Origin of the sequence: Pseudomonas sp. MWU12-2345 (genome assembly GCF_023242385.1) — a bacterium.
Lineage (GTDB): Bacteria > Pseudomonadota > Gammaproteobacteria > Pseudomonadales > Pseudomonadaceae > Aquipseudomonas > Aquipseudomonas gingeri_D.
The window spans coordinates 963,918-983,431 of the sequence record NZ_JALLJA010000001.1 but is presented as its reverse complement, the minus strand read 5'-3'; the positions used below and the strand labels follow the sequence as shown (position 1 = coordinate 983,431).

The 19,514-nt window shown below is 56.1% G+C and carries 16 protein-coding genes and 1 pseudogene; 5 read left to right on the top strand and 12 right to left on the bottom strand.

From position 1 onward, the window contains the following. Positions 1-2: 2 nt before the first annotated feature. On the bottom strand, positions 3-1,202 hold the full coding sequence (locus tag M5C71_RS03955; RefSeq protein ID WP_248767263.1) for a lysozyme inhibitor LprI family protein: 1,200 nt from the start codon (positions 1,200-1,202) through the stop codon (positions 3-5). Positions 1,203-1,384: 182 nt separating this feature from the next. Between M5C71_RS03955 and M5C71_RS03950 the strand changes: the two genes are divergently transcribed. Continuing rightward, entirely contained in the window at positions 1,385-2,317 is a 933-nt protein-coding gene (locus M5C71_RS03950; RefSeq protein WP_248767262.1) for a tetratricopeptide repeat protein, read from the top strand. A 209-nt stretch (positions 2,318-2,526) separates the two neighbouring features. Here M5C71_RS03950 and M5C71_RS03945 read toward each other — a convergent pair whose 3' ends face one another. Further along, positions 2,527-2,868 (bottom strand): hypothetical protein, encoded by a 342-nt coding sequence (locus tag M5C71_RS03945; RefSeq protein ID WP_248767261.1) that lies wholly within the window; start codon positions 2,866-2,868, stop codon positions 2,527-2,529. Positions 2,869-3,504: 636 nt separating this feature from the next. On the opposite strand from M5C71_RS03945, the gene M5C71_RS03940 reads away from it, so the two are divergent. Both M5C71_RS03940 and M5C71_RS03935 read left to right on the top strand, forming a co-directional pair. Beyond that, positions 3,505-4,401: a DUF3742 family protein gene (locus tag M5C71_RS03940; RefSeq protein WP_248767484.1), complete on the top strand. Its 897-nt coding sequence runs from the start codon at positions 3,505-3,507 to the stop codon at positions 4,399-4,401. A 226-nt stretch (positions 4,402-4,627) separates the two neighbouring features. After that, positions 4,628-4,987 carry a DUF3742 family protein gene (locus tag M5C71_RS03935; protein WP_248767260.1) on the top strand — a complete coding sequence of 120 codons (360 nt, stop codon included), beginning with the start codon at positions 4,628-4,630 and terminating at the stop codon, positions 4,985-4,987. A gap of 3 nt (positions 4,988-4,990) precedes the next feature. Here M5C71_RS03935 and M5C71_RS03930 read toward each other — a convergent pair whose 3' ends face one another. From M5C71_RS03930 to M5C71_RS03910, 5 genes are read right to left on the bottom strand one after another with little or no spacing between them, the layout of a single operon-like run. Beyond that, on the bottom strand, positions 4,991-6,529 hold the full coding sequence (locus M5C71_RS03930) for a conjugal transfer protein TraG N-terminal domain-containing protein (RefSeq protein WP_248767259.1): 1,539 nt from the start codon (positions 6,527-6,529) through the stop codon (positions 4,991-4,993). Position 6,530: 1 nt separating this feature from the next. Further along, positions 6,531-6,875 (bottom strand): hypothetical protein, encoded by a 345-nt coding sequence (locus tag M5C71_RS03925; protein WP_248767258.1) that lies wholly within the window; start codon positions 6,873-6,875, stop codon positions 6,531-6,533. Then, positions 6,872-8,266, bottom strand: a complete 1,395-nt coding sequence (locus tag M5C71_RS03920; RefSeq protein WP_248767257.1) for an integrating conjugative element protein — start codon at positions 8,264-8,266, stop codon at positions 6,872-6,874. Before M5C71_RS03920 ends, M5C71_RS03925 begins: the two co-directional genes overlap by 4 nt. A 48-nt stretch (positions 8,267-8,314) precedes the next feature. After that, positions 8,315-9,262, bottom strand: a complete 948-nt coding sequence (locus M5C71_RS03915) for a TIGR03756 family integrating conjugative element protein (protein ID WP_248767256.1) — start codon at positions 9,260-9,262, stop codon at positions 8,315-8,317. Then, on the bottom strand, positions 9,259-9,663 hold the full coding sequence (locus M5C71_RS03910) for a TIGR03757 family integrating conjugative element protein (protein WP_248767255.1): 405 nt from the start codon (positions 9,661-9,663) through the stop codon (positions 9,259-9,261). Before M5C71_RS03910 ends, M5C71_RS03915 begins: the two co-directional genes overlap by 4 nt. Positions 9,664-10,044: 381 nt before the next feature. On the opposite strand from M5C71_RS03910, the gene M5C71_RS03905 reads away from it, so the two are divergent. After that, positions 10,045-13,842 (top strand): hypothetical protein, encoded by a 3,798-nt coding sequence (locus tag M5C71_RS03905; protein WP_248767254.1) that lies wholly within the window; start codon positions 10,045-10,047, stop codon positions 13,840-13,842. Between the two features lie 579 nt (positions 13,843-14,421). Here M5C71_RS03905 and M5C71_RS03900 read toward each other — a convergent pair. The 5 genes and pseudogenes from M5C71_RS03900 to M5C71_RS03880 all read right to left on the bottom strand — a co-directional run. Continuing rightward, positions 14,422-14,823, bottom strand: a complete 402-nt coding sequence (locus M5C71_RS03900; RefSeq protein WP_248767253.1) for a hypothetical protein — start codon at positions 14,821-14,823, stop codon at positions 14,422-14,424. Positions 14,824-14,910: 87 nt separating this feature from the next. Then, positions 14,911-15,234: a low molecular weight protein tyrosine phosphatase family protein gene (locus M5C71_RS03895; protein ID WP_248767252.1), complete on the bottom strand. Its 324-nt coding sequence runs from the start codon at positions 15,232-15,234 to the stop codon at positions 14,911-14,913. 5 nt (positions 15,235-15,239) lie between these two features. Next, positions 15,240-15,968 carry a retron system putative HNH endonuclease gene (locus tag M5C71_RS03890; RefSeq protein ID WP_248767251.1) on the bottom strand — a complete coding sequence of 243 codons (729 nt, stop codon included), beginning with the start codon at positions 15,966-15,968 and terminating at the stop codon, positions 15,240-15,242. Then, a complete protein-coding gene (locus tag M5C71_RS03885; protein ID WP_349294008.1) occupies positions 15,965-17,341 on the bottom strand; it encodes an AAA family ATPase in 1,377 nt (458 codons plus the stop codon). The genes M5C71_RS03890 and M5C71_RS03885 overlap by 4 nt, the downstream gene beginning before the upstream one ends. 337 nt (positions 17,342-17,678) lie before the next feature. Beyond that, positions 17,679-17,888, bottom strand: a pseudogene (locus tag M5C71_RS03880) (hypothetical protein); the annotation flags it as partial. A gap of 198 nt (positions 17,889-18,086) precedes the next feature. Between M5C71_RS03880 and M5C71_RS03875 the strand changes: the two are divergent. Next, positions 18,087-19,364: a cystathionine gamma-synthase family protein gene (locus M5C71_RS03875; RefSeq protein WP_248767250.1), complete on the top strand. Its 1,278-nt coding sequence runs from the start codon at positions 18,087-18,089 to the stop codon at positions 19,362-19,364. Positions 19,365-19,514 lie beyond the last annotated feature (150 nt).

The following is a 19,514-nucleotide window of genomic DNA, read 5'->3' as shown; positions in this document are numbered from 1 at the left end:
GCTTACCCGGCCCCGCTGTTTTCGCTAATGAAATCCAGGCGCTGGCTCATCCACTGCCGAACGATTTCACGCGCGGCCTGCTGCGCCTCGCTCGCGGATAAACCGCGCTCGTGCTGCAACCAGGTGCTGGTCGCCTGTCGGGCGGGTTCAACCGCAGCCAAGGCCTGCTGACGCTGTTTTTTCGGCCAGGACTTGTCGTCGGTCCAGTCACGCACGTTCTGTTCGGGATCATCCGTCTTTGCAGCCGGCGCCTTGAGAAAGTCCCGGGGAGACACCGTAGCCCGCAGCGCCATCAAGTGCCATTCGGCATAGCTGGCAAAGCGAATGGTGCCGGCATTCCCGCTCGCCGCAGACAGCGCTTCGTTAAAGCTGCCGCTCAGTTGCTTCCAGGGACCTTGTTCAAACAGGTTGCCCTGGGGCGCGCAGATCGGCGCAAAGGTGTCACGAGTAGAACCGTAGAGCGAGCCAAAGGCTTCGTAGGCGGCCTCACCGTGGCGTGAGAAAACAAAGCAGTGCACAAAGGCGCGCTGGTCAGCGAAGAACGCGTACTCTGCCCGTTCGATCATCATGCGCAGCAGCGTCAACTCGACCCGGTCGCGGCTCACCGATTGATCATTCTCAATGTCGCTAAACACCGAGCGCGCAAAGTCATCGTCAGTCAGTGCCTTGAGTACCTGCTGGCGACTCGCGTCGGCTTCGTCTTGCGTCACTCCGCTGGCCGGCTCAAAACGATGCAGGTAAACCAGCCAGGCCGCGGCTAACTCACTGCTCGGATAACGCCTCAGCCCTTGCGCCGCCTCGGCCGGGTGGTAGGGAATGCTGGCAATGGTCGCGTCCAGGGCCGCCGTGCCCGGCTGAGTTAGCGTACCCACCTCGATTACCCGCTGGCTCAGTAGCGGTTGTAGGCAAGCAGCCAGTTTGTCTGGTTCAGCGGCGCAGGCGTCGCGAGTTTTCAACCAAGTACGCTGACCAGTGCGTAAGGCATCGCGCTGATCAGGCGCCAGCTTGGTGATTGCCCGGTTGTAGTGTGCACCAAGGGTGCTGTCCAGCTCGCTCAATTCGGGACTGGCACAGATAGCTCGTTCCACCGGTGTCGAGGCTTTCTGGCAATCGAAGGACGCCGCCACGGCAGGCGTGCCCACATTCAGCAGCAGTCCGACAATCATCAATATTGAACGCAGAGGGGGTACGGGGCGGGCCATGGTGTTCCTTGGGTGGGTTCCTTTCCAAGTGAACATTGTGCCAAGACCATTGATTCCACGTCTATCGGCCCTGGTGTTCTCGAAATGATCAAGGAAGTGCAACTACTTGAGTGGCAATGCGACATAGGTGTGGGTAGCTTAGTGCCATTACCATCACCTATTGTCTATGTGGGGAAACGCGATTGGATCAGGATACCTCCAACCAAGGAGTCGAACGCGACAGGCTTCGTCTCGAAGACACAAAATTCAGGTCGGAAAGCAGTCACAACCGAACAGTTTTATGGGTAGGCGCTTTTGTTAGCGTTGTTGTAGTTATCATCCCCGCTACGTCTAGCTACCTCAATGAGTCGGCTCGGCTGAAGCTTGATGCCCACCGGCAGGAGGTAGAGCTACAGCAGAAGGCAGATGACCTGAAACTGAAGCAGAGCGAGATGGAGCGCTCTAGGGACGCCACCCGAGTCAAATTTTTGCAAGATCACATAGACATGATCATGTCAGATGAGCCTGACGCTGAGTTGAGATTGACTGCCTTAGCGAGACTTGTACTCCCAGTGGACGCGGATGCTCTGATCGCCCAGGTTCACACGATTAGACGAGAGCTCGCATTACAACGCTCTAGTGCTCAAAAAACCGACGGAGTTTCTATGGCGCAACAGGATACCGCTGAAGAGGACAGCTCTGTTCCACCACTGGTTGTCACTCCTCGCGCTGTGAGTGCCTCAGGAGATCAACAGTTGGCGCCCGGAATGGCCGAGGGGCGGGCGTATGTACGGAAAGGGGACTTTGAGAGCGCGTTGCGAAATTTCAACACTGCGATTGAACAAAATCCCAATGACCCTTTGGCATGGAATTTCAAAGCGTACTCAGAGTTTCGGACGAACCAGTTCACTGCTGCGCTGGCCAGCATCAGTCGTGCTTGGAAGCTGAACCCAAGCGAGAACAGGACTCGCCGATTTATCGCGATTAACGCCACAAAGATCTTGTGCGCTCAGGGGCGATCGAGCGAAGCGGCAACCTTTTTCAATCAGAGTGCATCCGTCGTACCGGAAATCGTTACCGATGTTTACGCTGATGGAGAATTCCAGTCCACTTGCAAGGCCATATGGCGAGGATGAACACTGTGGAAGGTCTTCGGATTCGGAGGAATCACATGGTTGCGCTGGCTAAGACAGGTATGTAGTGGTCAACTAATCCCGGACACTACCTGAGCTTCTTATCTCGGTCTCAGCAGGTGTCAGGTAATCACTTGATAGGGCTGGGACGGATTCATCCTCAAATGAAAGTGAACGGGAAGCTCTGCTTCCCGTTCTTCTCTGGACTGCTGTCAGCCGCTGACCGCGTGCTCATTCAGCACCGAATCCATTCTCAGCTGTGCCAACTCAATCAAATGCATTACGCCCATCGCCACCTTGCGGTTCGCACCGGTTTGGTTGTCGGCGTTTTCATAAGCAGTGGCCGCAGCGGATTGCAGAATCGAGTAGACGTCTGCCAGTACGTCTTCCTGATGTCTGGGATCATTCAGGTGATCATGCAGTACGGTGACAGAGGCAGGTTTTGACCCTGCGCTTGGACCGAGGTTGTAGTGAGACAAAGCCCGGTCGGCGATACGAGGGTCGATGGATTCAACGTTGGAGAAAACAGGCGGATTAGGGGTGGGTTTGAACATAGAGTGGTTACTCCCGATCTGTTGAGGGAGCTGCCAACATCGCTGCTAAACGAGGGGGTGGCAGCCGTACGCAGGTTAGCAGACCGGTGATCAGGAAAACCGGCGCACCGAAGTGCCCTGCGCACGACCACCATAAAACGGAGGCTGAAAAAAAGCGCCTCGTAGAAGGTGGCGCCGTGCGCCTGATCACAATGGGCTGCTAAACCCGGTCACTGAATTGGCAGTGACGGAACGCAGCCTAGCCGCGAGATCAGGCGCAAACAAGCGGTCAGGATTTTCTAGGAAATTTCACTCGATGGAAAGCGAGTTGTCTTGCTGGCCTTAGCAAATCACGACCAAGAAACGTTCGTTCAGCGGTTCGCCGAACCTCAAAAAACTCCCTTCCGTCCACCCTGCGCCAACTTCACACCTGAAGGTCGCCGTGAGCTCTCGAGCGGCGGCGATTCCTGCTGAAAAATACCCACTGTTTTTGCGAATTCCCCTACGCATATGTCTCGTATCCATCTGCGAAGCTGAGGGCCTGCAGGCCAGTAACGGCCGCGGGTTCTTTGAAACGTTGTGCTGAGCTTCGGGGTGGATGAAGCAGCAGACGGGCTACCAGTGAGGTATGACTATGGAGAGATTTACGTGGCAGACATGGACAGTAGAGCCGCCGGTAGCATCGCAGGTGTCGTCATCAGTTTTGTTCCCATCAAGGGGTACGGTTTCATCAAAGGGGAGGACAGGGAGCAGTACTTTTTCCACCTTGATGACGTCGAAGGTCGAGCGCCTCTGGTGACCGGGCAGAACGTCACGTTCATGCCGACACCTTCTGCCAAGGGCTCGAAGGCAAAACGTGTGGTTCCTGGACCTGGCCCGACAGACATTTATGTTGAACCCTACGATTTCGTCTGGTCCAAAGCCGGCCCACCGAAAGGCATGAAGAGGGTACTGATCACGGGTAAAGGCTGGAGCGAATCCAGTGACCTCAACAAGGCCCGCCAACTGCTGATCGAGACCGCCAGGCTGTGGGGGGCGAACGCTGTGTTACATGTCACCCAGTCCAGATACACGGAAGAAGAGGGCGGCTCCAACTACAAATACACGGTGCACCGGTTCGACGCCGAGTTGGCTGTCGTGAAGGTGATCAAAACCACCTCTGATCCTGAGCTCATTGCGGCCTCGCAGGCACAGATGCAGACGTTGAAGGACTGGTGGGCACGATGCAAAGCACAACACAACAGCGAAGGGGGCGGGCCTTCTGCCGCCCGTCGTGGATCGTCCTATCGGCTGGGCTTCTGTCTGGGGCGGTTCTCTGGCCGCTACCGGAGGGCTGAGGATACCGCTATGGGTTGGCTACAGGACAAGGGCGTGCCCGCGGTTCTGGCCGACGTCTTGAAAATGTCAGTGAGGCTGATCTTTCTCGGCTGTTTCTTGTATTTGGCGTTTTGGATAGTGCCTTTGATTCTTGGACTCTTGGTGCTGATGGGCATTCTGAGAAAGGATCCCGACTGCGGTGCAGAGAGAGTGGACTCTGAAGTGGAGGAGCTTTGACCTGATCCGACATCGATAGATTCGACCACGCAACGGCAAGAAGCTGGCAGTTTCAAGGTCCGCGAGGGTGATGCCACTTCAACAGCTTCTCCATTAAAAGGCCAATCTGTCTGTATTTGCCGAAAAGCCCTACAGGCGCTTCTGCGGATCATCTGCAAAGCTGGTCTGAACAATCGCACCTTTGAACTGTGCGAAGAATGGAATCTCAACAGCAGAGGTCAGCAGCATGGCAGACGACAGTAAGAATCAGGGACCTTCATACCACTTGGGCTTCTCGCTGGGGCGCTTCTCCGGCCGCTACCTGAGGTCTGAGGATACAGCCATGGGGTGGCTAAAGGACAAAGGTGTGCCCGCCGTTCTGGCGGGCATCCTGAAGTGGTCGGTGAGGTTGTTTTTTGCAGGTTGTTTCTTGTATTTGGCTTTTTGGATGTCCCTGTTAATCGTTGGACTTTTGGCGCTCCAGGGACTTCGGAGAGAAGAGTCAGACTGTGGCGGAGAGATAGTAGATTATGATGTGGAAGAGCTCTGTCCTGATCCCCATGCACCTAAATATATTCATGACCCGAGGTTTGATCGTGACTTGTAGGAGTCATTTCTTTGTCTTTTTCTTTGGCATCGTATTTTTTTGAATGCTCCCTATCATTATGTCCCCACCCTTGCCCCCCTGTTGTTGGGCTCCACTGGTTCCACCTACCAACCCTTGGATAATTGGTCCAGCGTGTATGCCTGCCCAAGCCAAGGCAGTCATCCAGAACGTTGGCAATATAATGAACAGGGCCGCCATCACATAATTCAGCAGCATGTCGGCCTGCATGTTGTGCAAGCCCATCAACGGCTCCAGATTCGAGTAGGGCGAGTTTTGGCCATACAGGGCGTCGAGGATCGTGGTATCGATCCAGCGCGCAAGCTGAAACCAAAAGTCCACGAAGATCATCGCGAACTGCACGATTGAAACCGTGACGGCGGCCTTCAGGTCGTATGTGCTGAAAATCAGCACCAGTGGTATGCAGATCACCAGCGCCATCTTCAGCGCCGCCATCACCATGGGTAGCGCCTGGCGCACAACGTCCATCGCCGGGAAGTACGCAGCCGTTCCCATCGATAAGCCAATGGTGCCCACCGCTCGACTCAAGTCGTTGTAAATGGAGCTTTGCACCTGACCGCCATAGTCAGAGTAGAGCTGCCCTTGGGTCATGTGCTGGCTACTCGGCGACACCAGTTGCCGAATGACTGCATCGTTCACTTCATCCAGGGGGATGGAGCTGGCCCACCGCACAAAGCGATCCAGCAGCGTGATGTCTACCTGAGTCAGTAGCCGTGCGCGCAGCCCCTGGTCACTGTCGGCCCACCACTGGTTGCAGGTCGGGTAACCGCCGCCATGGCTGACCTCGGCCAACCCCATGTCTCGCACCGGATCGTAGGGCCACTCGGCTCTCGGCGTCTTGGAGTGGTAGGTGTCGTAGTACCCGGACTGCTGGTTGAAGTACCGGGAGCCGATCCAGTTGATGTCATTGGTTTGTTCGTCACTCAGGGTGGGGCGGCTCATAAACAGCTTGGCCCGGGAGTAGCCGTAGCAGTCGTTGGTGAAGTCCGCGACTTCCTGGGTGAGCACTGGGTCATGCAGTCGGGTGGTGTTGACCTGCATGCGCATCTGCCGCAGATCCGTCCCACACGGAATGGCCGCCACTGCGGCGCCGGTCACTGCCTTGGACATTGAGTGCACGAACCACCACCACACGGGCACGCGGGCGCTCTGGTTGTTCAGGGACGTGAAGGAGCGTCCCCAGCCGGTGTCCTCGGGCATCGGCACCTGGTACTGGCATTGCTGTGAACGGCTGTCATCGAACTGCAGGGTCGTGAGGTTGAGCTCAATGAAGGGCACGCCCGCAAACATGATCACGGCGGTGGCCAGCCAGAGGCGGTTCTCGATGCGGGTGGCGGCCAGCAGGCCCTTGTTGCCCTCATCAGCGCCTTCATCACGAGCTTTGAGCCATTCCTGAAGCAGGATCGCAAAGAACGGCAGGGCGAAGAGTCCTGAGTCCATCAGCACGTCCCAGATGCCGTTGCCGACGAGCCAGCCCACCAGGGTGAGGTAGTACTCCAGATAGTCGTTGGTGTAGAGGGTCATATCAGCCTCCTAGCTGCGTGTAGGCGCGGGACAGCTCCATCAGGACAAAGGCCAGCACGACCGCGATTTCAGCTTTGCGCCATTGTGGGCTTGGGCCCGGCCCACGCTCGAGCAGACGTGCGCGGTACTTGAGCCACCCCAGCAGGGCGACGCTGTAGAGCGCCATGCGCCAGGCAAAGAAATACCAGTAGGTGTGGGCTCTCCAGGTCTGCCAGGCCGGTAACCCCTGCATCACGTACACGCCGCCCAGGTTGAAGGCGGCGGCGATGACGATGACCAACAAGGCGACAGCGATGGGGACCCAGATGCCCAGGCTTTTGAAGCGGGAAGAAGAGGGTGTGCTCATGGCTGCGTCCTCCGACGGCTGTTGACGTCCTTCTCCACGCTCTCAAGGCGGTTGGTGTCCGGGTCGCCTTCGTAGATGGTGCGGGAGTTGTCCTTGCGCTCGGTGTGGCGGGCGATGATGGCGGCGGGGGAGTTGCTGGTCAGGGCGCGGCGCAGCTCCAGCTCGGTCCGCAGGTTGGTGATTTCTTGTTGCAGGGACTCACGTTCTTGGTTCACCGCTGCCGTGGCGATCTCATTGGCGGCGACGTTGGGTTCCTTGTTGCCGGCCAGTAGGGCGCGCTGTAGCAGCAGGGCTTTCTCCAACACGCTGGTGACGGCGATCTCTGACGCCAGGCGCTGGGCCAGCAGCTCTTGGTCAGGCTCATCACGCAGGGCGGTGATCACCCCCCGGGTGATCGGCATTGAGCTGCTGCCGGCGGCGGCGAGGTTCTCCAGGCTGGGCGGTTGGGTACCGGCAATCAGCACTTGGAGCGACTGGAGTTTGCTTTCGTACTCCTCCTGAATCATCGGCGTCAGGCCCACACCCGCCGTGGTGGTGCTCTTGGTGCAGTTTTCGCAGGTTTGCTGCTCCACTTCGCCCAGAACACGGTTGGCGAACGTGGCGGCCTCATCGGGTGAGCGCCAGACACCGCAGAGCATCCCGTTGTTGCAGTCGACCGGAGCAATGCTCCCCGTCTCCGTGGCGCCTCGGCCGTTGAGGAGGTTGTAGCCGGCCTTGGTGACGGTGTTCACCACCCGGATCGGTGGCTGGCCCTGGCCACCGGCTTTGTCACCACCCACCCAGGGAATGCCGGTATTGCCCTTGTCCGACTCGGCCTGGGCCGTCACCGCGACGGCATCGCTTTTCTGGCCCATGGCTTCCTTGAGGGCCTGGCCTTCGGCAAGTGAGCCCCAGCCGCTCTGGCTGCCGGCCACGTTGATCATGCGCTCGGCCAGGGCGCGGCAAGTGCTCTTGGAGCGATCGAAGTCCAGACGAGCTTGCAGGATGCCGTTGGTGAGCAGGTTGTACAGGGCTGGGTCTGCCCGCTGGATGATCAGCGCTGGCAAGGATGCCACGGCACCGGTGGCGTTCTGAATCAAACTGCCCATGATGCTTTGAAAGCCATCGGTGAGTCCGTTGAGTTGGTTGTGCAGGGTGGTGGAGAGGTCCATGTTTCCGCACATGAGGTTGCTGTTCCAGCCGACACCTACGCCGATACTGCGCATGTTGCCGGCACGTCCCATGGAGACCGCATTACCACCGCCAATGCGGTACAGCACATCGTCACCGATCACGCTGCCGGTGCTGGTGAAACTGGGGGGCGCTGCGAAGGTGAGGGGGCTCGACAGGGCCGTGAGGAGGACCAGCCAGGGGGTGGCTGAAGAGGGGTGAAACAATGACATCCGAGTCATGGGTGAAGCTCCATTTCGTGAGAGACGATCGAAAATCGGGGAAAGACGTTATTGAGGACCGGTGCTACCGAGGAAGGTCTGGCCCTCTCGTTTGCAGCAGGTGTAGGGGCGCCACAGTGACCAGGCATAACCGCCGTCCCGGGCCTGAGGGAGAGGGCCTGGATGAGGGAAGACTGAACAGGATTGACTGAGCACCGGCGTCAGCGACTGCCATTTGCCCGTGCTGGGATCGGACTCACGCAGTTCCCCCGCGGGCCAGTAGCCCGGGCTGGGCAGGGCCAGGAGCGGCTGGTAGACATGCAACTGGCCCGGACGGGTGACGATGTCGCCCGCACGTTGAGCTGTCACGGCAGAGGCCTTGTAGTCGTCAGACTGATGCAGAAAGCCACTGCGCGGATAGACGCTGCCCCACAGGTTCAACGCCAACCGGCTGCCGATTTCACGCAGGCCCGGGATCAGTGAAGGCGGGTAGAGGCTTTCCGGAATGCCGTGGCGCCAGCCGAGAGGATCCAGGGTGCTGAGCAGGTTGGGCACATAGGGTGTACCGGCTCCGGCGCAGGTGTAACCCGACCCACTGGCAAAGGCATTGAACGCCGCGATACCTGGGTGGCCGATCACATCGACGTTCTTGAAGACGGCGAGGTTGTTCTCGTTGGAGTTGTTGGTGGTGCCGCTGCCACCGCCCTGGGCAGTTGGATTGGTCGGGCTCAGCAGTTTGACTTCAGTCCAGGGATTCTCACCCGTGGAGGAGTAGCTGGAGACAACGGCATCGGGCACGTAATGCCGAACCTTGGAAGACGTGTTCACGTCGCAACCAAAGGTGGTGCACCGCAGCCAATAGCACACCCCCACGACCTGGTAGTTCATGCAATCCGGGGACGACACCGATGGGACGATGGTGGCGGTGTCCAGGGCGAGGCTTAGGGTCGAATAGGGAAGGGCCAATAGGACCGGTACCCATGACCTCACGCGCTTACGCGACAAATCCAGATTCATGGCTGACCCCTCCTGAACTGCTCGATCTTCGCGAGCGCTTGTTCAAGGTTTGGGTCGCCGTAGACGACGTAGCGCTGGTCCACGACAACGGCCGGCATCTTAGTGACGCCCAGGCTCCAGGCATCCACCACGTCCTGGTGAGCTTGACTGATCTCGGCAGCAGCCTCGGCGGTGAGGCTTTCCCGAAAGAGGACCTGCACCTGGGCCGGGTCGTCCGGCAGCAAACTGGAAAGCTCCGCCTCCAACTGATCAAGTCGATCCAAGTGGACCAGACGGACGTCCGCCGTCACTTCAACGGGATGGGCTGAGTCCGTGATGACCCAGGTGCTGGCGAAACAGATGGGGGCAACGGCCAGCAGGGCAAACAGGCCGAGCGACTGGAGAGAGGGCAATAACGTCATGGCAAAGGTCCAGATAACAGAAACCCCAATCCTCTCTAAAACGACGCGCGATCACATCAAGGAAACAGGATCCCGGGCGTTGGCTTTTTTGTGAGAAGTGCACAGAGTGTTTTCTGTGGGCGCTATGTCAGGCTGGTTCATGTCAGCTGCCCTATGCGAGTCGTGACTTTAATGCCGTCCTTGGGCAAAGCGGGTTGATCAGCTGCCACTATTGGGTTCGCTACCAAGCTGAAGATATAGGGTTCGTTACGTATTACTGGATCAGAGCCTAACAAATGTGGCATATAGCCGCTATACAGGACGGCGCTGGCCTAGCTGGTGCTCAATTACTTTGCGGATGCCCAAGCCTGAAAGCATGGATGTCTAGAATCAGGATTGCCAATGTCTCAGGGATTGTTAGCCAGTATCAGATCGAAATGCGCCGCTTTTTCGGTCGCGGCTAAAGAAGGGATTCGTGTTTTCCGCTCGTTATGCTCAGCGTCCTCCTCATCGGGTACATTTGAACCTCTCACGCCAGTCCTGATCGACAGCGATCATTTTGACCGCTATGAGCGCGAACTGCTTGGCGCCCTCTGCAAGGATGAGGTTCTAAACATCGCACTCACCGGTGGCTATGGGGCAGGCAAGAGCAGTGTCCTCAAGACCTTCTTTGAGAGACATCCAGAATTTAAAACGGCTTATGTTTCACTCGCTACTTTCAGCAAAGATGCCCCACCACCTTTGTCCCTCTCGGGTGCTGAGCCCCCTAAGACCCCAGCGAGGGACTCTCAGTCGGCAATACAGGATTCTGGCGAGAGTAGTACCTCAAGCGATTTGATCGCAAGGATCGAGGAGACGATAGTTCAGCAGCTCCTTTACGCCGTGCCAGCTGCACGCGTACCCAAAACCAGGCTCAAGCGAATTGTCCAGACATCAGGGCGTAGCATCGCCAGGCGCACGATTTTTTTGGGCGTAATGCTCATCGCATGCATGCGACTCTACGTCCCTACATTGAAAGAGGTGCCTGCATTAGATCCTGCTTGGTTGCTGACGAGCCTGTTAATGATTCCGAGTTGGCTGGCAGTTTTGGTAGCGGGGTTAGGTGGATTTTATCTTCTCTACGCAAGCCTCAAATTTCTGTCTATGTTCAGCATCGACGGCTTGACCCTGAAGGGGGGGAAGCTCGAGGCCGTGAATCACGGATCCGTACTTCACAAAAACGTAGATGAAATTATCTACTGCTTTGAAAGAAGCGATGTTCGCGTCGTAGTGATTGAGGATCTGGATCGTTTCGGAACTCAGGAAATATTTTTTCGCTTGCGTGAGATCAATTTTACTATCCGGAATTCACCCCAAATAACTCGACCTGTTCACTTTATTTACGCTATTCGTGACGAGTTGTTTACGGTTACCGACAAGACTAAATTTTTTGATCTAATTGTCCCGGTTATTCCTGTCGTTAACTCTGAGAACTCAAGGGAGAAACTTGACGAGTTGATGAGGAAGCGGATTGTTGATGGCAAGACACTAGGTGCTGAACTTGACCCAGTCCTCGTGGAGACCGTTTGCTATTACATAGACGAGATGCGGCTAATCAAGAATATCGTCAATGAGTATGATATTTATGCGAGCCTGCTTTCCCATGGTGGCCTCAACCTGGATCAGAACAAGTTGTTTGCCATCGTGGTGCTCAGAAACCTCTACCCGGAAGAATTTGCAGAGCTGAGTAGGCGGAGGGGGAAGGTGTACGGCTTGCTCACGGGGTTGTCCGCTTGGGTTAGCCAACCATCGCAGGCGCTCGCTGAGCTCAACCGATTGACTGAAGAAAAGTCCCGGCGTGAGCAACATGGCGAAGAGCGCTTAATCGATCTGAGGCTAAGAGTTTGGTTTGAGGTAATTAAAGCGAGCGGGGTAGAGGGGGCAAATTACCTTCGAATCAACGGTAATCAGCAAGTAAGCCTCACCGAATTCCTCCAGGAAGATGCTTTTACCCGAGTCTGCGAGGCAGAACGGCTCGAAAGCATGATGGTGTCGCAGTGGTCAAACTATACACCAACTGGGCATGTTGTTAGCCCTGAAGATGCACTTGCGCGAGCCTCTTATAATCAGCGCCTAGCATGGCTTCATCAGTCCGTGAAGTCGATAGAAGAGTCCATTAGGACTGCCGAGAGAAAACTTGCCGAGCTCAAGACGGTTTCCTTTCGCGAAGCTGCCCGTGGTGAATACGGAACAATCATAGAACAGCGTCTGGCAGGAATGGATATAGTCGTTTACCTGATGCGTGCCGGATACCTCGACACCGATTACACAGACTATCTTGGATTTTTCTACGAAGGTTCGTTGACCCGTGACGATCAGAATTTGATCCTTGCACTCAGGCGCCGTGCCAGCCTTGACGTCGCCTCGCCAGTCCGGAATCCTGAGCGAGTAGCCGGCAAACTGGAGCACGATGCTCTTGGGGATGGCAAAGGCATTATCGTTGACCTGATTGTCGAGCTCTCACTCTCGGCGCCACTGACTGAATTGTCTGACGCAAGAACACAGAAGCTGGACATTATCCTGCAGAGCGGTCATCAGAATATGAGCCGTTTGGCTGAGGCTGTATTTATCATCCTTGCAGGTTATGCCAAGGTACCGCTCATCCGCGCTGTGTATGCATTGGCTCCTGACCTTTTCACCGTGATCTTGAGTTCCGAGCGATTCAAGGAAGCTGACGCTCGACAGATCTTGATATGCGGGATTATGGACAGCTTGTCTCAACAAAAGCTGCAAGCCTTTGCCCATAGGAAGCCTCTGCTTGATACTATTGCCAGTCTTACAGACATCAATCACCTGATCGCAGGTTTGGAGTCGAACATCGATGGCTGGGCATGGCTTCGCCGTGAGCCTGTCCAATTCAACAATCTTGCCGCAGATGTCGGTGAGAGTTCGCTGCGGCAGTTAATCAATTGGGGCTGCTTGCAACTGACGCTACCGATGATGGCACTGATACTGAAAACATTCACGACCGAAGACGGAGATATCTCCTACCGGCGTCTTAAAGCACTGAGTCTCGCGGGACTTGATTCATTGATTGAGGTTGCACCTGAGGACTTCATCTTCGAGTTGATGAAGCAAACGAGCAAGCTTCAGGAAAACACTGAATCGCTTAGGTACATTCTCGGCCTAGTAGAGGATGATCAAGAGGCGCAGGAGAATCTGTTCCAGCACACCGAATGTTTGATCGATGACTTGGAAGGGTTCACCGATAACATTTGGGAGAAAACTCTTGAACTAGATCGTGTGACCTCCGTCCCAGATGCTGCGTGGAGCTACTATATCGACATGATTGTAAGACCAATAGAAATTACATCTGAATCGAATGACAAGGAAAAGCAGGCTCGTATCCAAGACATTTTTACAGCATTCCTTGCTAGGAACGCCCGCGAAGCTCAGCGGCTTTGGGATGATGCGAGGGACGAGGCGGATGACCTGAAAGCCTATCTGCTGGCTTCGGATCTTGACGATGACTCACTAGGGGAAATTTTCGCGAGCACCACCGTCGGCCCGGAATCACTCGTAGGCCTGAACATATCGGCTGAACGATGGAAGTTTTTGGCTCAAGCCCCGTTCGTGCCCTTTGACGGTCAGATTCAGGAGGAAATCAGCAACAATGCTCCAACTGCGGAGGCGGCATATCTAATCAGGTGCTGGGCTGACGCGCGTGATCAGATAGAAGTGCGAAAGCTTGATCCGAAGATCGTCAGCTCTATTTGTGGCGCACCCAATGTGCCTATCGGTGACATTTCTAGAATGTGGGAGGGTTTGGTTGAGCGAGAGGAGGTTGGGGACGGGGCTGTAATCGGGAAGCTTGGTTTGGTGTGCGCTAAGGCCAATGCCGAGGATGTAATCCTACCCAGAAACTGCAGAAGCATAATTGCGTCGCGCGCGTGCGATGCCAGTCTTCCGCAACACGAAAAGCTGGAACTACTTCATCAAGCTCTGAAACTGCACGTCGATTGGGCTACGACCTCATCGATACTGGTTTCGCTCTCCGGTGGGTACGCTGAGCTGTTGGGGGATAAACGAACGGTGCGGCTGCCGAATTCAGAGCTGGATATTCGCCTTGCTCTGGCGCTCAATGATCGTGGTTTTGTAGGCAAGATCAAGCCGGAAAAAGACTATATTACGGTCTATACCAAGCGAGTTGGCAGGCTCTAGGCGGGGAGTTTCAACCTGCCGAGATTAGATAGCCTGCCAAGCCGCAAGGGGGCGCACTCCACAGCAGGGAAATAACCCCAGCTCTGTTACCGGCCAGCCAGCTGCGAGAGGAGGTCATAAGATTTCGATCTCCTCTGGCTGGAGCCATCCAGACTCAATCACTCGCTGTTTCGCCGTCGCCGGCTGAGTGGTGTAAACGTATTCGTCCGGCCAACACACCTTCTCGATTCCACCGCCGAAGGCCATGGTGTCCACCTACCTGCGACCATTTGGCTGGACGCTGAAGGCGTTTGAGCACGATGAGCTACTGCTGGAGCAGGACCAAGGGTACCTGGGCGAGGCAGCGTGAGGCGATTCGTCGTGGTTTGCAGAGTCGTGATGAAGTCTATCGACCGGACCAACAGTTCGATCGACTTTTCGCGTTTTTGATACCAGAGATCGGCGAGCAACTTTCGCGGGCCAGTCAGTGGTGACCGAAGGTTAGGCCACATCTGTTGATGTGTTGGGTTGCTCCGCCGGGAGGGGGCGACGTGGCTGTCAAAGGCATTATTCAACCGGCACGAGAGACAAGGGCCCCACTCAGGCTCCATCACGTCGTTCGTGGTGCTCGAGCAAGATTCGCTCAATCATCGGCCTCGTGTATTTCTCAGTGGGGTAAACATCTATCGGGTCGTTGGACCGTTTGAACTCGCCGGCGTCGAAAGCCAGATAGATGGAAAGGGCAGGCTCCGGCGTTTCGCCATCGACGGCCAGTTGAGCCACAACGCCTTCCAGTCCATTCATGACCTGGTTGCAGAAGTCGAAGTCGAGGGTCATCGCGTTTAAACCGCTCGCCACCGCGAGTGCAAGCTCGTTCACAAGCTGACGAGGGTCGATCCCGAGTCGTGTTCCCATGGGCTCAATATCGTTGATACTCAGCCCGGTTTCAGCCGCTTCAAGCATTAACCGACGAAGCTCCATCTTGCTCTCACTCGTGGTCATTGCGATTCACCTCTTAGACACGGCTATCCAAATTCACCTGCGGGCTGTCTGCCGCAGATCGTAGCCGTCGGTCCAGCCAACTGATCATCAAGCGGGTAGAAACCGACGCACCCTGGCCTGCAACAGCTCGATCAGCTCAGGCGCCATGTAGTCAAAGTCATCCGGGATGTCGAGACAGATCACACGTTTGCTGGCCAGCTCAGAGCGGAATCGGGCTGCGAGTTTTCTGCGATGGACGGGCTCCATGACAAATATAAGATCGGCCCATTCCAGAAGCTCGCCATCCACAAGGACATCAGCGTCATTGCCAACACCGGCCGATGCCGTTTCTACGCCCGGCCAGGACGCAAACACATGCTCGGCGGTCGGACTACGGAGCCGATTTTTACCGCAGATAAACAGTACATTCATCCTGGTCATCGCAAATCAGGAGCGTCCTGCTCAAGGACCTCCTCGGCGATGCGCCCGAAAAGATTGCGCGTGATACTGAAAAACGGGCTCAGGTCTTGACCGATTGGGATGAGGTCAACACCCGCCAGACAATGCAGGTCCATGTCGTCCTCAAGGTGTTCGTCGATAAGTGTTTCCAGCTCTTCCCACCAGCGCTGACGTAAATCTTGAAGATAGGGGCTGTTGAGATTGAGCAGGTTGATGGTGTAGCGAGCACGGTCCTCATCCTGAGGGGACAGCCCGTCAGCCGGTACCACACGACCATCGGACAGGTAGGCGAAGAAGCGCGAGCAGTCTGCCTGATGACACGATACAAAAAGGGTCAAATTGACGCCTTTTGACTTGCCGAGTGCGTGGCCACCGAATGCTTCAGTGCCTTGAGTAGTGAGTATTTGTAAATCGCTTTCGCTATCCAGGGCACTGGCCGCCAGGTTGCTGTAGTCGAAGGTGCGCTGGGGGTGCTGGCTTTTGTTCTCGACGTGTTCGATGTGGAAACCCAAGCCCAACCGATCCGGGCGAATTTCACTGTAGCAACACAACCCGTACTGCTCAATCAGCAGGGCGTCCAGAACCGGCTTCTTATTTCTGCGAAAACTTTTCCACCGGCTGGAGGCTGTATCAGGGGTTGTTGGCGGGTTGGCGTGTGCCTGGATCAACAGGGGCGGAATTTCTACAAGCTTTCGAATCACCCTCATCCTTTCAATGCCTTTTGCCGTCTGATGCTGCGTTGCAGGCGCTGAAGCTGAGGGTGCTGCTCACCCAATTCCCTCGTCAGCTTGTGCAGCAATGCAACTGCCGGCCCCTCGTCATAGCGGCCTTTGTCCACCCACTCCGTGAGTTTCAGCAGGTCCTGCTTTTCATCCACCGGTGGTTGCGGATCAACTTGCATCACGCTGTGGAGCACGCTATTGCTCGGCTCGCCGTAGGTCATGGCAAGTGGCTGGGACGCCATGAACTGGCCTTCGGCATCTTTACCGATGACTCGGATATTTTCACGACGCACGGTGCTGAGTACTTGCGGGCTATGCGTCGTGACGATGAATTGCATGGCGGGAAAAGCTGTTCGCAATGACCCGATGATTGTCTGCTGCCAGTGGGGATGCAGAAACATGTCGACTTCATCGATCAATGCGATGCCTGGGGTTTCCTGAGGTGCTCGTTCCCCGAGATGGGGGTTGAGTTTGCAGGCACGAAAAGCCAGATCGGCAACCATGGAAATGGTGTTGCGCAGTCCATCGCTGAGCATGTCTACAGGCAACACCCCTTGCTCAGGGTGGTGCATGACCAGTTGCTGTTGATGGCTGGCGCTGTACTCCAGGCTGTGCCAGCCAGTGGAGGCCTTGAGCAACTGATCAATGGCGCCCTTGATGGCGGTGATGATTTGCTCAAAACGCTGCCCGGTGTCGGACAACCGAGTGTTGCGCTCCAACCCAATCAACTGGGCTTCACGGTAGCTGCGATATATCCATCCGTACCAGGCGGTGAAAGTCTTGAAACTGGACGAGTAGGCCAGGCAGTTCAGGTACCCGGATGTTCTGGAGTATTCGCTCTTGTCGAGTGTCGTTTGAGCAGCTGTGGAAGTGAAACGCCCCTCGTACCAGAGTCGGGAGGTTCCCAGGTAGGTCACCATCGGCAGTGTCACCGGCGCGTCGCTGCGCACCTGCTCTTGAAGCCTTTTGCCGTGTGTGTTTAGGGCCTTGACACCTGCGTCACCCAGGGTGTTTGTGGACTTTTTCAAGCTGATGCGCTGCTGTAGCCAGTGTTCCTGATGAGCACTGTCCGACCAAGCCCCCCAGGCTTCGATCGTACAGGGGACCTGAGACTCCATGTTGCCACTGCTGAACTGCGCGAGTCGCACATCCTCAATCTGGATCGTGGCTGAGTTACCGGCTTGGCTGCCCACGTCGAACGCTTTGATGAAAGGCCATAGCGCAACCCGAGCCGCATCCAGAATGGTGGTTTTACCGCCACCATTAGAGGCAATCAATATGGTCAGATGCGGATCGAAGTCGATCTCGAACGCTCCAAAGCAGCGATAGTTCTGCAGGCGCAGCTTGTCGAGCCTCACAGTATTTTCTCCGGTTTCATTACCTGGCCCAGCATATGGGGGCACCTTTGTGTTGCAGTTGGAACAGCATACTAAATACAAACCACAAAAATGCCACGCAAAGTGAGCACCTGACCTGATCGATCACACTGCCGGAGCTGCTGAAACTGGGAGGTGCTGCGAAGGTGAAGGGGCTCGACAGGGCTGTGAGGAGGATCACCCAGGGAGCGGCTGAGGAAGGGTGAAACACTGACATCCGAGTCATGAGGGGGAACTCCGTTTCGTAAAAGGCGATGCAAAGACGGGAAAAACGTATCTGGGGGCCGGTGCAACCGAGGAAGGTCTGTCCCTCTCGCTTGGGATTCTCGCCCGTTGAGGGATAGCTGGAGACCTCGGCATCGGGTACGTAATGCCGGACCTTGGCCGACGTCCTGATATTACAGCCGAAGGAGGGACATCGCAGCCAATAGCAGACCCCAACGACCTGGTACTCCAGACAGCTCGTAGACGACACCGAAGGGGCAACCGGCTCAGGCACACCTACAAGCAGACCCGTTGGCAAAGGCATTGAACGCCGCAATGCCCGGGTGACCGATCACATTAAGAAAACTGGATCGTGAGTAAGGTTTTTTATAAAGACTGCCATTAAAAAAAGCAGCCCTTTGGCACCGATAACATCGTTTCTCGGGCGTACGGGTTTTGAATATATTGGCCGCCAGATCCGGTGAGTAAATCAACATTCACCCCCTCAGTGCGAGAAGTCTCAATGAACAATAAAACTGATAGCGCAGGGCTTGATAACGCCGGTATGGGGACCCGTGCGGTCTGGGGTGGGGAGCAAGTCAGGCACCCTTACAATGCCACGCAAACCCCGATTGTGGTCAGCGCCGCTTACGGTTACGACGACATCGACAATTGGTACGACGTTGCGCTGGGCAAAGCCCCAGGCTTTATCTACAGCCGCATGAGCAACCCGACCGTTGAGATCCTCGAAGCCAAAATCTGCGAGTTGGAAAAAGCTGCATCCGCTGTAGCTTTCAGCAGCGGCATGGCGGCAATCAGCAGTGTGCTTTATACCTTCCTCAGCCACGGCAATCGGGTGGTGTCCACCAAGGACAGCTATGGCGGCACCAACAAGATTTTCGAAGAATTTCTGCCGCGCATGGGCGTGGAGGTGACCTTATGCGAGACCTTCGATCACGAGGAGATCGAGCGTGAGGTTGCCAAGGGCTGCCAGTTGCTCTATCTGGAAACGCCGACCAACCCGACCCTGAAAATACTCGATATCCAACGTTTGGTGAGTGCAGCCAAGCGCGTCGGGGCTTTGGTGGTGGCGGACAACACCTTTGCCACACCGCTGAATCAGACCCCCCTGGCATTGGGCGTGGACGTGGTCGTGCACAGTGCGACCAAGTTCCTCAGCGGTCATGGTGATGTGCTTGGCGGGCTGGTGTGCGGCGCTGAATCCTTGATGGACAAGGTGCGTCATTACCGGGAAATCAACGGTGCGGCGCTCGATCCCTTCTCGGCCTACTTGATCATCCGCGGCATGAAAACCCTGGCACTGCGCATACGTCAGCAGCAACACAGTGCGCGTTGCCTGGCCGAGTTCCTGAGCAGCGAGCCGCTGGTGGAGTCGGTGAACTATCCCGGCTTGCCCGACCACCCCAACCACGCGGTGGCGTGTGCGCAGATGCGCGGTTTTGGCGCCATCGTCAGTTTTGTCCTGGTCGGTGGCATGGCCACGGTCAAGGTCCTATTGCCACGCCTGAGATTTGCCCACTGCGCGGGAAATCTGGGCTCGGTGGAAACCCTCTACGGTCCGGCCAGGACCACCAGCCATGTGGAGAACACCTTGGAAGAACGTTTAGCCCTGGGTATTTCCGAAGGGCTGGTGCGGGTCTCGGTCGGCATCGAAGACACCGATGATCTGCTTGACGATCTGAAGCAGGCATTTGCCTTTGTCAGGCATTCACGGAGTGAAAAGACACAAAAACACACCCCCCTCTCAATCCATGCATCTTGCACTGAGGCCGCAAGCTGAAGTAACCGCGTTAATACCTCATGACCCGGCGGTCTATGAGGCCTTCATGAAGAGCAATAATAATAAAACGTAGTGGCAATTTGTTTTTACTCTGCCCAGCTATTAATCGCAGACGTTAATACGTGCCCTCACCACTTTCATGAGAATAAC

Excerpts from the sequence above, each read along its gene's own strand:
- M5C71_RS03955 (WP_248767263.1), bottom strand. The coding sequence starts at position 1,202 with ATGGCCCGCCCCGTACCCCCTCTGCGTTCAATATTGATGATTGTCGGA.
- M5C71_RS03875 (WP_248767250.1), top strand. The coding sequence starts at position 18,087 with ATGAACAATAAAACTGATAGCGCAGGGCTTGATAACGCCGGTATGGGG.
- M5C71_RS03940 (WP_248767484.1), top strand. The coding sequence starts at position 3,505 with ATGGACAGTAGAGCCGCCGGTAGCATCGCAGGTGTCGTCATCAGTTTT.
- M5C71_RS03910 (WP_248767255.1), bottom strand. The coding sequence starts at position 9,663 with ATGACGTTATTGCCCTCTCTCCAGTCGCTCGGCCTGTTTGCCCTGCTG.
- M5C71_RS03890 (WP_248767251.1), bottom strand. The coding sequence starts at position 15,968 with ATGAGGGTGATTCGAAAGCTTGTAGAAATTCCGCCCCTGTTGATCCAG.
- M5C71_RS03930 (WP_248767259.1), bottom strand. The coding sequence starts at position 6,529 with ATGACCCTCTACACCAACGACTATCTGGAGTACTACCTCACCCTGGTG.
- M5C71_RS03895 (WP_248767252.1), bottom strand. The coding sequence starts at position 15,234 with ATGAATGTACTGTTTATCTGCGGTAAAAATCGGCTCCGTAGTCCGACC.
- M5C71_RS03935 (WP_248767260.1), top strand. The coding sequence starts at position 4,628 with ATGGCAGACGACAGTAAGAATCAGGGACCTTCATACCACTTGGGCTTC.
- M5C71_RS03915 (WP_248767256.1), bottom strand. The coding sequence starts at position 9,262 with ATGAATCTGGATTTGTCGCGTAAGCGCGTGAGGTCATGGGTACCGGTC.
- M5C71_RS03900 (WP_248767253.1), bottom strand. The coding sequence starts at position 14,823 with ATGACCACGAGTGAGAGCAAGATGGAGCTTCGTCGGTTAATGCTTGAA.
- M5C71_RS03945 (WP_248767261.1), bottom strand. The coding sequence starts at position 2,868 with ATGTTCAAACCCACCCCTAATCCGCCTGTTTTCTCCAACGTTGAATCC.
- M5C71_RS03920 (WP_248767257.1), bottom strand. The coding sequence starts at position 8,266 with ATGACTCGGATGTCATTGTTTCACCCCTCTTCAGCCACCCCCTGGCTG.
- M5C71_RS03905 (WP_248767254.1), top strand. The coding sequence starts at position 10,045 with ATGTCTCAGGGATTGTTAGCCAGTATCAGATCGAAATGCGCCGCTTTT.
- M5C71_RS03925 (WP_248767258.1), bottom strand. The coding sequence starts at position 6,875 with ATGAGCACACCCTCTTCTTCCCGCTTCAAAAGCCTGGGCATCTGGGTC.